This window comes from Flavobacterium limi, from assembly GCF_010645075.1.
GTDB classification, from domain to species: Bacteria; Bacteroidota; Bacteroidia; order Flavobacteriales; family Flavobacteriaceae; genus Flavobacterium; species Flavobacterium limi.
In genome coordinates this window covers 643,141-656,982 of record NZ_JAADZV010000001.1, presented here as the reverse complement: position 1 = coordinate 656,982, position 13,842 = coordinate 643,141, and the positions used below count along the sequence as shown (strand labels likewise).

The 13,842-nt window shown below is 32.2% G+C and carries 12 protein-coding genes; 8 read left to right on the top strand and 4 right to left on the bottom strand.

Translation table 11 applies throughout. The features are described from left to right. Positions 1–19: 19 nt before the first annotated feature. Complete coding sequence (locus GXM16_RS02845) at positions 20–784, bottom strand: alpha/beta fold hydrolase (RefSeq protein ID WP_163392520.1); 765 nt, start codon at positions 782–784, stop codon at positions 20–22. Positions 785–956: 172 nt separating this feature from the next. On the opposite strand from GXM16_RS02845, the gene GXM16_RS02840 reads away from it, so the two are divergent. Further along, positions 957–2,273 carry a hypothetical protein gene (locus tag GXM16_RS02840; protein WP_163392518.1) on the top strand — a complete coding sequence of 439 codons (1,317 nt, stop codon included), beginning with the start codon at positions 957–959 and terminating at the stop codon, positions 2,271–2,273. 48 nt (positions 2,274–2,321) lie between these two features. On the opposite strand, the gene GXM16_RS02835 is transcribed toward GXM16_RS02840, so the two are convergent. The 3 genes from GXM16_RS02835 to GXM16_RS02825 form a co-directional block, all read right to left on the bottom strand. Then, complete coding sequence (locus GXM16_RS02835) at positions 2,322–3,173, bottom strand: DUF4249 domain-containing protein (RefSeq protein ID WP_163392516.1); 852 nt, start codon at positions 3,171–3,173, stop codon at positions 2,322–2,324. Between the two features lie 3 nt (positions 3,174–3,176). After that, positions 3,177–5,384 carry a TonB-dependent receptor gene (locus GXM16_RS02830; protein WP_229684148.1) on the bottom strand — a complete coding sequence of 736 codons (2,208 nt, stop codon included), beginning with the start codon at positions 5,382–5,384 and terminating at the stop codon, positions 3,177–3,179. Between the two features lie 140 nt (positions 5,385–5,524). Further along, the gene (locus GXM16_RS02825) at positions 5,525–6,238 is read right to left on the bottom strand and encodes a pyridoxine 5'-phosphate synthase (protein WP_163392512.1); all 714 of its coding nucleotides are present in this window, start codon (positions 6,236–6,238) and stop codon (positions 5,525–5,527) included. A 116-nt stretch (positions 6,239–6,354) separates the two neighbouring features. Here GXM16_RS02825 and GXM16_RS02820 point away from each other — a divergent pair, with 116 nt between their 5' ends. From GXM16_RS02820 to GXM16_RS02790, 7 genes are all read left to right on the top strand, one after another. Beyond that, complete coding sequence (locus tag GXM16_RS02820; RefSeq protein WP_163393252.1) at positions 6,355–7,014, top strand: CBS domain-containing protein; 660 nt, start codon at positions 6,355–6,357, stop codon at positions 7,012–7,014. A 77-nt stretch (positions 7,015–7,091) separates the two neighbouring features. Further along, positions 7,092–7,979, top strand: a complete 888-nt coding sequence (locus GXM16_RS02815; protein WP_163392510.1) for an NAD kinase — start codon at positions 7,092–7,094, stop codon at positions 7,977–7,979. A 173-nt stretch (positions 7,980–8,152) separates the two neighbouring features. After that, entirely contained in the window at positions 8,153–8,836 is a 684-nt protein-coding gene (porG, locus tag GXM16_RS02810; RefSeq protein ID WP_163392508.1) for a type IX secretion system protein PorG, read from the top strand. Between the two features lies 1 nt (position 8,837). Then, positions 8,838–9,578 (top strand): isoprenyl transferase, encoded by a 741-nt coding sequence (locus GXM16_RS02805; protein ID WP_163392507.1) that lies wholly within the window; start codon positions 8,838–8,840, stop codon positions 9,576–9,578. After that, positions 9,511–12,255, top strand: a complete 2,745-nt coding sequence (locus GXM16_RS02800; protein ID WP_163392505.1) for a BamA/OMP85 family outer membrane protein — start codon at positions 9,511–9,513, stop codon at positions 12,253–12,255. The genes GXM16_RS02805 and GXM16_RS02800 overlap by 68 nt, the downstream gene beginning before the upstream one ends. A gap of 39 nt (positions 12,256–12,294) precedes the next feature. After that, positions 12,295–13,308, top strand: coding sequence for an OmpH/Skp family outer membrane protein (locus tag GXM16_RS02795; RefSeq protein ID WP_163392503.1), 1,014 nt, complete (start codon positions 12,295–12,297; stop codon positions 13,306–13,308). A 14-nt stretch (positions 13,309–13,322) separates the two neighbouring features. Further along, a complete protein-coding gene (locus GXM16_RS02790; RefSeq protein WP_188726522.1) occupies positions 13,323–13,826 on the top strand; it encodes an OmpH/Skp family outer membrane protein in 504 nt (167 codons plus the stop codon). Positions 13,827–13,842 lie beyond the last annotated feature (16 nt).

The window sequence follows — 13,842 nt, the reverse complement described above, 5'->3', positions numbered from 1 at the left end:
ACTATTTTTTTATCCGAAATTAAGATTTCAAAAATGCATTAGTCAACTCAAAAAACATTTTCGGATTTTCGGCATGAAGCCAGTGTCCGGCATTTGGTATTGTTTCTAATTTTAAATCCGGAAAATGTTTTTGAATATCTTCAATATCAGAGTCAGGAATGTACCCCGATTCTCCTCCCCGAATAAATAAAGTTGGTTTGCTAAATGTTAAATCGTCTGACAAAGGTTTTCCGATAGCATCCAGATTGTTATTAAAAACTTCCAGATTGAATCTAAAAGCTAATTGTCCCGGCTCTTTCCAATATAGATTTTTTAACAAAAACTGGCGCGTTCCAAAATCAGACACATATTTCGCTACAATTGCTTCTACATCATTTCGGCTTGGTTTTACAGAAAAATCAACTGCATTTAATCCTGCCAGAATATCCTGATGATGCTGTTTGTAAAACTTCGGACCAATATCTGCTACAATTAATTTATCAACTAAATCCGAATGTGTAGTCGCAAAAAGCATCGCTACTTTGCCGCCCATTGAATGTCCAAGAATATCAATTTTTGTCAATTGATTTGCGTGACAGTATTCAAACACATCCTGAACCATCGCTTCATAACTCCATTCATCTGAATGAAAACTACGGCCGTGATTTCGTAAATCTAAAATATGAACCTGGAATCCGGCTTCTACATATTGTCCCGCAAGGGTTTTCCAGTTATCTGACATGCCCAGAAATCCATGCATAATAACGAATGGTTTTCCTTCTCCTTCTATTTTTGAGTATAACATTTTATATTTTTTTGCTTATTGCAAAGATAAAAAACTTATTTACCAATATAATTACTCATATTTCATAAAAAATATTTATACAAAAAAGTTTACATTTTAAAGCATTATCAACAATGTATACAATTCAAAATTGTATATTCGCACTTTAAAAAAATTAATTAAAAAACCCATTATGATTAAAAAATTATTTTTATTTTCAGTAATTATTTCTCAGTTAACGATTTCATGTTCCAGTGATGACAATTCTTCATCAGGAGATAATGTAAATGCAGAAATTGAAAAAATCCTTAAACAACCTTATTCAAACCTTACTCCTGCTGAGCAAAAGCTAAAATTAGAAGCAGAGTCAAATGAATTACTGGTTCAGTTAGAAAAATCAAAAAGTACAGGTGCTACTGACGCTCTTGAAAACCTTGAAAGACTATTAGACATTAATTCGATTGACCTTTTTAATGGAAAAAACAACAATGAAGTAGAAGATATTTTGAAAGTTTCAGGAGCTTATGGCATATACACATGGAACAGCAGTCAAAACAAATGGGTTAAAACCGCTTCAACTTCAGAGTTAAAATTTGTCTTTCCTGCAAAAGAATCTCAAACAACTAATAATGCAAACCTTTCTGTTAAAAGTGTTTCTTCTGACATCAAAATTGAGATTGAAGATACTTATGACTGGGAAACCGGAGAAATTGTAAATGATTCATTTTATTTACCAAAATCTGCTGATGCAACCTTATCAATCGATGGTTCTCAGGTAGCGACTATTGCTACAAGCACTAAGTATTCAAAAGAACAAACACCAGAAGAATATAGCTACAAATTAACTTTTAACGGAGGTTACGCCTGGGAAATGGGTGGAAAAACAGCAAGTAAAAGCACTTCATCCAATGCATCTCTAAGCTATAATGATAAAAATATAATCAAATTTAATGCAGGTACAACTGCTGACATTAGCTCCTTAATTACAGATTCTGAATTAGCTGAATACAAAGGCAAAGCAAATGGTTTGGTGCAAATCATGGAAAATTTTGTCGTAGTGAGTGAAACTGATATTGAAAATTCAGTAATTGACGAGGACAAATTAGATGACATCCCTTTTCCTTTTGATTTTGGAAGTAAAAATTATTACACTGACAGAACCGCATATAATTTAAAATATTCTCAGGCCGTTGCTGCTAATTTTAACAAAAACACAAAAGCAATTTTGGCATCGAAAAAAGACGGAACTAAAATAGCTGACGTTATAATGCGCTCTGAAGAAAGCGGAACTTACTTCCCTTACGAAACATGGGTTGTAGTGGCAAATCATCCTAAAGGAGGGTATTGGGAAAATGACTATAATTCGAAAGTTGTAATTAAAGAATACACAGAAGTTTTATATTTAAAATTCAAAGACAACACAGAAGTTGCCATGAGTGTATATTTCTCAGAAGGATTTGATAATCTTAATACAAAATTCCTTGATTTTTTTAATTCTTTTAATAATTAAAATCTCAGTAACTATTTTAAAGCCGATTTGAAACTATTCAAATCGGCTTTATTTTTTGGGAGGTGTTCTGACGGTTATAGTACTTTGTCCATATCCTGACCAAATACCAATTCCTCCTTTAATATTTGATTTCAAGCTTGTGTTTGATGGGTAAATTGGATTTTTACTATTAACAATTTCGTTTTGCCAGCTATTCCAAAAATCTAAAGCTTCCTTGTTTTGAGTCCTTAATTTTACATAAATCAAATCCCCATCAGTAAAATACGGGATAAATGTTGTTTTGGGAAAAAGCAAAACACCTCTGTTTATCTGTACTGAAACTGAAGATGCTGAAAAATTCTTATCATCTAAATTACCATATAACGAAGGCACAAAAATGGGTTCTTCCTGATCAATTTTTGTAGCAATCTGATAATAGTTTTTTTCACCTGCCGGATCTTCAAATTTTACAATAACATATCCGGTCGTGTCAGTCTGATTCCTTTTGACATACTCTGCACTTTTAATATCAACACTTTTAGGGATTGACGTTACAGCTTCGACTACTCTGTTTAAATATTCTATTTTTAAAGAATATATTTTTCCTGCTTCTCCTTTTAGGGTTGTTCCGTAGTACACAAAAGGTGGTACTCTGTTTTTATCATTTTTAACTCTCAAAACCTCTGAAGACTCTCCATCTGAAATAGTAATTTTTGCAGACCTAATGACATGATTCAGAACATTCGTCGAATCAATAACATCTGTTACCGGAATACTGCTGGACAATAAAACGTTTGCAAAATCATCTTGTTCAATCCACCCTTCTACTACAATTTTCGATTCAAGAATGGTTTGTTCACTAAAATCATTTGAACAGCTCGCAAGCATTATAACAAAAAGAAATACAACATATTTTTTCATGTACTAAAATTTAAATCTCCAACTGATAGAAGGCAGAATTCGATACAAGACTTTTTTGTCCTGAGTAACAATTACTTTATCTTCATTTTCGTTTGCCTCTACATCTAAAACCACATAAATTGGATTATCAATATTAAAGGTATTGTAAATGGAAAAATTTAATGCACTTTCTTTTTTAGCATTTTTAAAGAAATAATAGTTTGCAGAAAGATCCGTTCTAATGTAATTTGGCATTTGCGCATTATTATATTCAGAATATTCCTTGACAGGGTTGTTGTTGATAAAATACCACGAAGTGGGCATTGTAAATCGGTTTCCCGAACTGAATATCTGGGTTATTCCAAAATCCCACTTTGGATTTAAATCATAAATTCCAACTATTGAAAGGTTATGTCGTCTGTCATATTTTGCGAAATACGTTTTACCGTTATTAAGTTCGTCAAAATTCCGATTAGACCAGCTTAAAGTATAACTGATCCATCCATTAAATTTTCCGTTCTTCTTTTTCAGCATTATTTCAAAACCGTATGCCTTTCCTTTTCCAACCAGTAAATCATTTTTTAAAGTTGTTGTTTCATTAAACTGCGTTATTCCGTATGGATATTCCAATAAATTTTTCATTGAACGATAAAATGTTCCAAAAGATGAAGAAAAAATTCTTGAGATATTTTGATTGGATCCAATAGAGAATTCATGAGATGATTGTGGCTTAATTCCATCTGAACTTGAAATCCAAAAATCTGTAGGAATCCCTACACTTGAAGTTGTTATCAAACTTAAATATTGATACTGCCTATTATAAGAGGCATAAAAAGAATATTTCTCATCAGTATAATAATTCAACACAACACGTGGCTGGAAATGCAGATATGAATCATTTGATCCCGAAGTATAATAATTAATCCTTATCCCGACATCAGCAGCTAACTTTTCCGATAATTTAGGTTTGAAAGTAGTAAAAACGGCAAGTTCATTAGCATTTATTCTATTTTCAGTGTTATTATCTGTCGTTGTCAAATTTTCTACGTTGATTTTTTGAGGCTGTAAGGTATGGTAAACATAAGTCATCCCTGACTCAAAAGGAATATTTTTAACAAAAAACTGAATTGAATTTGTAAATCCAAAATCCTGTATATTTGATGACACACCCATCTCAATAGTCGCCTGATTCATTCTCAAATCATTAATATAACTACTAAAATAAAGAGCATTTGACATGCTCAGTTTTGGTGAAAACGTCGTGGTTAAAGAAGGAGAAATCGTAAAATTACTCCATTTTAAACTGGTCTGAAGAGCTAGTTCTTCATCTGTAATTCTTAACTGATCCCCACTAACAAAAACATCTACTGCAAATAAATTGGATTTCGAAACCTGAGACACAAAAGTAAGATTACCATCAGAAAATCCATATTTCATCTCCTGAACATCACTGTTTTTAGAATTTAACAATGGTGCAACAACTTCATCAATATAGGTTTTTCGTCCTGAAACATAAAATCCGGTCTTTTGGTTAAGAGGAACCGAAACACTTAATTGAGAAGCCAAAATGCCAACATTTCCCTGAATACCAAACTTCGATGGATTTTTTTTATTAGAATTTAAAAGTGTTGTTGAACTTAATCGACCGCCATATTTTGCATTAGAACTTGATTTATCAAATTCAACATCTTTAACATGGTCTGCGTTATAAAAAGGAAATATCCCCAATAAATGTGACATTCCATAGACAGGAGTTCCATTATATAAAATAGCATTATGCCCGGGATCACTGCCCCTGACATAAAAATAACCATTTGCATCACCGGAATTTTGTACTCCTGGAGTTAACTGTAAAATTTTTATAACATCAGTAGTCCCTAACATTGTAGGTACAGAAGACAAATCTTTTAAATTGATTGACAACTTGCCACCTGATAAGTCTTTTATTCCTTTTTTTTTATCATTTGAAATAATCACTTCTTTTAATCGGGAAATATCACTTTCCAATATAACCGATAATAAAGTATCTCTTACAACATTAAACTGAATTGTTTTTAATGCAAAGTACGGATGATGAATATCTATAATTAAATTCCCAAAAGGAATATTTTCTGCAAAATTCCCAGTAGAATCTGTAATAGTCTCATATAGATGATTACCGGTTTTAAAGGAAATATTTACTCCGGCTAAGTTTTCTTTTTCAGAAGATTTTACATTTCCTGTTATTCTCACATTAGATTGAGCTATAACTTTGGAAAAACATAACAAAAAAAAGAGAATAGTAGATTTCAATACTTTATTTTAATGAGAAAAGTGCGAAAATAAACAATTATAACCAAATCCATCAGGTTATAATTGTTTTAATTTGAATGCTATTTGAGTTTATTCAAATACATATTAACCACATTATCCAAACCAAGATAAAGTGCTTCTGAAATTAATGCGTGACCAATAGAAACTTCTAATAATCCCGGGATATTTTGCTTAAAAAACTGAATGTTCTCCAAGCTTAAATCGTGTCCGGCGTTGATTCCTAAACCTAATTCATTTGCTAATTCAGCAGCTTTCACGTAAGGATCGATTCCGTTTTTATTTCCTAAATCGTATTGATGAGCAAAAGCTTCCGTATATAATTCAATTCTGTCTGTTCCTGTTTTTTTAGCACCTTCAATCATTTCCAAAACCGGATCAACAAAAATTGAAGTTCTGATTCCGTTTTTTTGAAATTCCTGAATAACTTCCGTTAAATAAGCTTGATTTTTAATCGTATCCCAACCAGCAGAAGAGGTTATTGCACCAATTGCATCCGGAACCAGCGTAACCTGATCAGGCTTACATTCTAAAACCAAATCAATAAAATTATGCTGCGGATTTCCCTCAATATTATATTCCGTAGTAACAATTGCTTTTAAATCACGTGCATCCTGATAACGAATATGTCGTTCGTCAGGACGTGGATGAATCGTGATTCCCTGACCTCCAAATTTTTGAATATCAGTTGCAACTTTTAATAAATCAGGAACATTTCCTCCGCGTGCATTACGCAAAGTTGCTATTTTATTGATATTTACACTTAATTTTGTCATATAAATAGATTATTAATTCTGGTAACATTATATTTGTAATGGCAAAAATACAAACTAAAACGTAGCGTTTTTTGCTATTTTTTGATTATTTTGCATCAAATATCATCAACCGACTTATGACAGAAATCACCAACTATATCACCAACGATTTTAGAGGAATCGACAGTCAGGAAACGATAACATCTGTTCAGGACTTTTTTGCTGATTTAAGTTTTTCTCATTTTCCTGTTTTAGAAAATGGAATTTTCATCGGAAGCATCGCCTCTGATGATGTTGAAACATTTGATACGGACAAGAAAATAATTGATTACAAATATACATTAGAACGTTTTTTTGCAAGAAAATCAATGATTTGGCTGGACGTTTTAGAAATTTTTGCTAAAAATCATACGAATGTAATTCCGGTACTTGACGAAAACAACATCTACATCGGATATTATGAAATGGAAGATATAATGAAATTTTTTCAGGAAACTCCATTTTTAAAAGAACAGGGCGGTATCATTATTGTTCAAAAAGGACTTTTAGATTATTCAATGGCTCAGGTAACCCAAATAGTAGAAAGTAATAATGGCAAAATACTCGGCTGCTTTATCTCTGAAGCTGATTTAGAAAATGTTAATATTACAGTAAAAATTGGAGTTGGCCCAATGAACGAAATCATTCAGACATTCAGAAGATACAATTACGAAATTATCTCAGAACATCAGGAAGATACCTATATTAACAGCTTAAAAGAACGTTCTGATTATTTAGACAAATACCTTAATATATAATTATAATGTGACAATTAGAAAATGAGTCAATTAGATATTGGCCCATTATCAAATTTCTCATTATCTAATTTAAAAAAATGAAAGTAGCCATTTACGGACAGTATTATCAAAACAGTACCGAACCCATTATCAAAGATATTTTTGTGTTTTTCAACAACAATAATGTCGAAATGGTCATTGAAGAAAACTTTCTGAAAATGCTATATGAGAAACAATTAATAAAAAAAGAATACAATACTTTCTCTGCAAAAACCAAACTTGATGATAGTTTTGAAATGCTGCTGAGTATTGGCGGTGACGGAACTATTTTAAGAGCTGCGAGTTTAGTTCGTAATTCCGGTGTACCAATTTTAGGAATCAATGCAGGAAGATTAGGTTTTCTGGCAACTGTCCCAAAAGAGAGCATTGATGGTTTTTTACAGTTTGTAATAGATAAAAACTACACCATCTCTGAAAGAACTTTGTTAAGCCTGACTTGTGACCCGAAAAATGATGCTATCGAAGACGATTTGAATTTTGCAATGAATGAAGTTACGGTTAGCCGAAAAGACACCACTTCGATGATCACTGTTGAAACCTATTTAAATAATGAATATCTGAATTCATATTGGGCTGATGGACTTATTCTCTCAACACCAACAGGTTCTACCGGATATTCATTAAGCTGTGGAGGACCAATATTAACTCCTGACGTAAAAAGTTTAGTAGTTACTCCTATTGCCCCTCATAATTTAAACGCCAGACCATTGGTTATACCTGATGATACCGAAATAAAACTTCGTGTTTCGGGGAGAGAAGACCAATATTTAGTATCATTGGATTCCAGAATTGCATCTATTAAAAATGAATCGGTTCTAACCATTAAAAAAACAGATTTTAAGATTAAAATGGTTGAAATTCCGGGCGAAACTTTTTTAAAAACCCTCCGAAAAAAATTGCTGTGGGGAGAAGACAAAAGGAATTAAACACTTTTATAAAATTCAACTATACGATATTAGTACTTTTTCTCGTTTTGCATATATCGAATCTTTATCAAATGTCTCAAAATCATACAATAAATTTAAAAAAAGACACATTTATCTAAAGGAACGTTGATTCGTATTGATAATTATTATATTTGCACGCAATTTTGAATTAAATGAAGAAAATTTTTAATTTATTGTTATGTTTTTTCCCCTTTATTACACTTCATGCTCAAATACATGAGATCGGTGTTTTTCTTGGGGGAAGCAACTTTGTTGGTGATGTTGGTAGTACTACTTACATAGCTCCTGAAAACTTAGCTATTGGTATTTTGTATAAATGGAATAAAAGTCCACGACATTCTTATAGATTTTCTTACACCCAATCTACCGTAACAGGCAATGATTCAAAATCTGAAGAGTCTAGCCGATACAATAGAGGTTATAGTTTTAAAAACAATATAAAAGAACTTTCTGCCGGATTAGAATTTAATTTCTTCGACTTTAATTTACATGATGAAGATCTAAAAATCACTCCCTATATATTTTCAGGAATAAATTATTTTAAATATGATGAATTATATATAGAAAACGGTATAACCAAAAAAGATAAAGGATCCGGTTCGTTTGCCATACCTATAATATTAGGAATAAAATCAAACATCAGTCGCAATTTTGTTTTAGCAGCTGAGATAGGAGCCCGATATACTTTTACAGACAATATCGATGGAAGTAACCCCGAAGATGACTCTTTCGCAGATAATCGTTTTGGTAATTTAAACAATAATGACTGGTATGTTTTTACCGGAGTAACATTAACATATACCTTTGGACAAAAACCTTGCTATTGCGCAGAATAAAATGAATTTATTAGAATCTATAGATAAGACAAATTTACCTAAACACCTTGCCATCATTATGGATGGTAATGGACGTTGGGCTAAACAACAAGGCTTTCTTCGTGCTTTTGGTCATGAAAATGGTTCGAAATCAGTTAAAGAAACGATTAAGATTTGCACCAAACTTGACATCGAATTTTTAACATTATATGCTTTTTCGACAGAAAACTGGAACCGCCCAAAATTAGAAGTTCAGGCATTGATGAAAATACTTATAAATTCATTACGAAAAGAGCTTGTAACTTTGCAGGAAAACGACATAAGACTTAATGCAATTGGAAATCTTGACAGACTGCCAAAATCAGCTCAAAAAGAGTTAATGGATGTTATCGAAAAGACAAAAAACAACACTGGTTTAACACTGACATTAGCTTTAAGTTACGGATCCAGAGAAGAGTTGGTGAACGCTGTCAGAACCATAAGTGATAAAGTTAAAAATAATATAATTTCATTAGACTCTATTGACGATTCAATTATAAATGAGCATCTTTACACGCAAAATTTACCTGATGTAGATTTATTAATACGAACAAGTGGAGAACACAGAATAAGTAATTTTCTGCTATGGCAAATCGCTTATGCAGAGTTATATTTTACTGATGTACTCTGGCCAGACTTTAAAGAACAAGATTTATATGAGGCTATCATTAGTTATCAAAAAAGAGAACGCAGATTTGGAAAAACCAGTGAACAAATTAAATAATATTTTAGTGTTACAAAAAAGAATACAAATAGTACTTACCCTACTTCTTTTGGGTAGTTTTTCTCAAATCAAAGCACAAGAAAGAATCCCTTTTGATCAGGGAAAAAAATATATTCTTGCAAAAGTTTCTGTTGTTGGTAAAATAAGCTTCAATGAACAAACCGTTGTAACATTTTCAGGCCTTCAAAAAGGGCAGGAAATCACTGTTCCGGGTGAAGAAATTAGTGGGGCAATTAAAAAATTAGGAAAGCTTGGTCTTTTTGATGAAATCGCTTTTTATGTAAATAAAGTTGAAAATGACAGCATTTATCTAGACCTAAATATAGTTGAACTTCCTAAATTAAATGAAGTAAAATTTGTTGGTATTAAAAAAAGTAAAGTAGAAGGACTTATAAAAGACAATAACCTTACAAAAAGCAAGATTGTAAACGAAAACCTAATCACTACGACAAAAAATTACATCGAAAACAAATACAAAAAAGAAGGTTTTTACAATACAAAAGTTACCATTACAACTACTCCTGATACAACTGCTGGGAATAATGTAAATATGCTTGTACGTGTTGATAAGGGAGATAAAGTAAAGATTAGCAGTATTGACTTTATTGGAAACAAACAACTTACTGACAGTCAATTGAGAAGCGCCATGAAAGACACCAAACAAAAAAATGTTTTTCGTGTCCTGAAAGCTTCGAAATTCATTCCTGAAAAATACAAAACCGATTTAGAAAAAGTTATTGCATCTTATAAAGAAAAAGGATATCGTGATGCCCGTATTATATATGACTCCGTCACCTATAATAAAGAGAAAAACATGCTTGCCATTAAAATTAATCTGGAAGAAGGAAACAAATATTACTTCGGAAATATTAAATTTTTAGGAAATACCGTTTATTCTGATCAACAGCTTAATCGTTACTTAGGAATTAAAAAGGGGGAAACATATAACGGTGTTTTACTTGAAAAAAGAATCGCAGATAAAACCAAACCGGATGGTGAAGACATTACTAACTTATATCAAAACAACGGATATTTATTTTCAAACATAAATGCTGTAGAGGTAAAAACAGCAAATGACACTATTGATTTTGAAATTAGAATTACCGAAGGACCTATTGCTTATTTCAACAAAATATCTGTAGTAGGAAATGATAAAACTAATGATCACGTTATCTACCGTGAACTGAGAACTAAGCCAGGTGAAAAGTACAGTAAAGAACTATTAGTAAGAACCATTCGTGAAATTGGACAATTAGGATTCTTCGATCCGGAAGCAATTGATCCTAAATTTAAAAATGTAGATGCTGCAGCCGGGACTGTAGATATTGAATACAATTTAGTTGAAAAAGGTTCCAGCCAGGTCGAATTACAAGGTGGATATGGCGGTGGAGGTTTCATTGGAACTTTAGGATTATCTTTCAATAACTTTTCGGCCAGAAACATGTTTAAGAAGGAAGCTTACAAACCACTACCTATGGGAGATGGACAAAAAGTATCCCTGCGTTTACAAGGAAGTACTTATTTCCAGACTTATAGCGTATCTTTCTCTGAGCCTTGGTTTGGAGGAAAAAAACCGGTACAATTTAGTTCATCTATCTCTTACAGTAAGCAGTTTAATTACAGTTATGGACGAAATGTAAACAAAGATCAAAGCTTTAATATTTTTACTGTACAAGTTGGACTTGCAAAAAGATTAACAGTACCTGATGATTATTTTGTATTATCTCAATCTGTAAGTTACCAGCATTATGATTTGAACAATTACTTTACCGGATTGTTTACTTTTGGTAATGGTGAATCGAGAAACTTAGCATATACAATTGGATTAACAAGAAGTAACAAGGGGGTTAACCCAATTTTCCCAACTTATGGTTCAGAATTTAGTGTTTCTGCAAAAGTAACTCCTCCATATTCTTTGTTTAATGGTATTAACTATAGTGATTTAGGAAATCAGAAAGAATATAAAACAAGATATTCAGGGGAAATGATTTCTGATATCAACGGAAATAAATTAGAAGATGGCGATTATTATAAACTAGGTACAAATGCTCAAGGAGAATCTGGAAGAGTTAGTGTAGGATCTGATTATACAAGTGCTGACACAGATAATGCAAAAGTCGATCAGCAAAAATATAACTGGTTAGAATATTATAAAATCAAATTTAAAGCAGACTGGTATAATAAAGTATATGGAAAATTAGTTTTAAGAACATTAACCGAATTTGGTTTCATGGGTGCTTATAATCAAGCCAGGGGTATAGTTCCTTTTGAACGTTTCTATTTAGGTGGTGATGGTATGGCCAATTACTCTATGGACGGCAGGGAAACAATTGGATTAAGAGGGTATGAAAATAATTCTTTGACTCCAATAAAAAACGGCCAACAAATTGGTGCTACGATTTATAACAAATTTTCTATGGAATTACGTTATCCTATTACACTGAAACCATCAGCATCAATATATGCTTTGACTTTTCTGGAAGCTGGTGCTGCTTATGATGGATTTAAAAACTACAATCCTTTTGACTTGTATCGTTCTGCAGGTTTTGGTTTGCGTGTATTTATGCCTGCATTTGGATTATTAGGTATTGATTTTGGTTATGGATTTGATCCTCAGACAGGTGAAACTAAAGCACATGGACAGGAAATACATTTTATTATTGGACAGCAATTTTAAAAAATATATTTGGTTAAAAATCTGAAATAAAGTTAATGTATGAGAAAACAATTTTTATTTATATTTTTAGCCTTGATTGTAGCAAATACAAGTGAGGCACAAACAAGGTCGACCAGAATTGGCTACATCGACATGGAATATATTTTAGAAAATGTTTCTGATTACAAAGAGGCCAAATCTCAGTTAGATTTAAAAGCTACTAAATGGAAGCAGGAAATCGAAACCAAAAAGTTAGAAATTAACAAATTAAAGGAAAATCTTAAAACTGAAAAGGCTCTGCTTACAAAAGAGCTTATTGAGGAAAGAGAAACTGAAATTAAGTTTCTTGAGAATGAGATGCTTGAATATCAGCAGAAACAATTTGGAGTTGATGGAAATTTGATGCATCAAAAAGCAGCTTTAGCAAAACCAATACAAGATCAGGTTTTTACTGCTGTTCAGGACATTGCCGAAGCTAAAAACTATGATTTTATTTTTGATAAATCATCTGATTTAACCATGCTTTTTTCAGCAAAAAGATTTGACATAAGTGATCAGGTTATTCGTATTCTAAACAGAACAGAAAAGAGAGAACAACTCAGTAAAAAACAATTAAAAGAACAAGAGGCCAAAGAAAATCGGGAAAATGAAATCGATGAAAATCCGGCAATGGCAGACAGACAAAAGGCATTGGATGCCAGAAAAGCAGCAAGAGAAAAGTTAGTTGCTGACAGAAAATTAGAACAAGAAGCCAAAAGAAAAGAGTACGAAGATAAAAGAAATGCCATAGCCGCTGAAAAAGCAGCCAGAAAAAATGGCACGGTTTCTGAAACTGCAAAAACAACAGAAGCTACAAAGCCTGAAACGACAGCAACACCTGTAACGGCTCCGACAACGAACCAACCTACAACCACAGCTGAGCCTTCAGTTAATAAAGCAGAAGAAAGGCAGAGACTTTACGAACAGCGTAAAAAAGAATTAGAAGAAAAAAGGAAGAAAATTTTAGAAGAAAGAGAGGCGGCTAAAAAAGCTAAAGAGGCCGAAACACAAAAATCAAATACGACCAATAATTAATTAATATTTTTAAAATGATGAAACAAATCAAAACTTTAGTAATTGCTGCAGTGCTTATTTTAACTGCAAACAATACAATGAATGCGCAGGCCAAAACAGCTCATGTTGATGTTAGCGAGATTATGTCGAAGATGCCTGCTATGCTTGATGCCCAAACTCAATTACAAAAATTAAGCGGAACATACGATGCGGAATACAAAAAAATGATTGAGGAATATCAAACAAAAATAAAAAAGTATGATGCTGAAACTACAACAGCAACTGAAGCTGTAAATGCTGAGCGTGTAAAAGAAGTTCAGGATATGCAAAAAAGAATTGGGGATTACAGAGACAATGCTCAAAAAGAGTTACAACAAAAAGAAAGTGATTTAGTAAAACCTTTAATGGAAAAAGTAAAAGCTTCTATCCAAAAAATTGGAAAAGCTAAAGGCTTCCAATATGTATTAGACGGTTCAACTCTTTTATTAGCTGATGGTCCAAACATTACTGCTGATGTTAAAAAAGATTTAGGATTCTAAAAACGGATTACTTATA

What these genes read in the sequence shown, in the direction of transcription:
- GXM16_RS02820 (WP_163393252.1), top strand. Translation starts at nt 6,355, where the DNA reads ATGACAGAAATCACCAACTATATCACCAACGATTTTAGAGGAATCGAC.
- GXM16_RS02835 (WP_163392516.1), bottom strand. Translation starts at nt 3,173, where the DNA reads ATGAAAAAATATGTTGTATTTCTTTTTGTTATAATGCTTGCGAGCTGT.
- GXM16_RS02805 (WP_163392507.1), top strand. Translation starts at nt 8,838, where the DNA reads ATGAATTTATTAGAATCTATAGATAAGACAAATTTACCTAAACACCTT.
- GXM16_RS02795 (WP_163392503.1), top strand. Translation starts at nt 12,295, where the DNA reads ATGAGAAAACAATTTTTATTTATATTTTTAGCCTTGATTGTAGCAAAT.
- GXM16_RS02815 (WP_163392510.1), top strand. Translation starts at nt 7,092, where the DNA reads ATGAAAGTAGCCATTTACGGACAGTATTATCAAAACAGTACCGAACCC.
- GXM16_RS02840 (WP_163392518.1), top strand. Translation starts at nt 957, where the DNA reads ATGATTAAAAAATTATTTTTATTTTCAGTAATTATTTCTCAGTTAACG.
- GXM16_RS02800 (WP_163392505.1), top strand. Translation starts at nt 9,511, where the DNA reads ATGAGGCTATCATTAGTTATCAAAAAAGAGAACGCAGATTTGGAAAAA.
- GXM16_RS02825 (WP_163392512.1), bottom strand. Translation starts at nt 6,238, where the DNA reads ATGACAAAATTAAGTGTAAATATCAATAAAATAGCAACTTTGCGTAAT.
- GXM16_RS02845 (WP_163392520.1), bottom strand. Translation starts at nt 784, where the DNA reads ATGTTATACTCAAAAATAGAAGGAGAAGGAAAACCATTCGTTATTATG.
- porG (WP_163392508.1), top strand. Translation starts at nt 8,153, where the DNA reads ATGAAGAAAATTTTTAATTTATTGTTATGTTTTTTCCCCTTTATTACA.
- GXM16_RS02790 (WP_188726522.1), top strand. Translation starts at nt 13,323, where the DNA reads ATGATGAAACAAATCAAAACTTTAGTAATTGCTGCAGTGCTTATTTTA.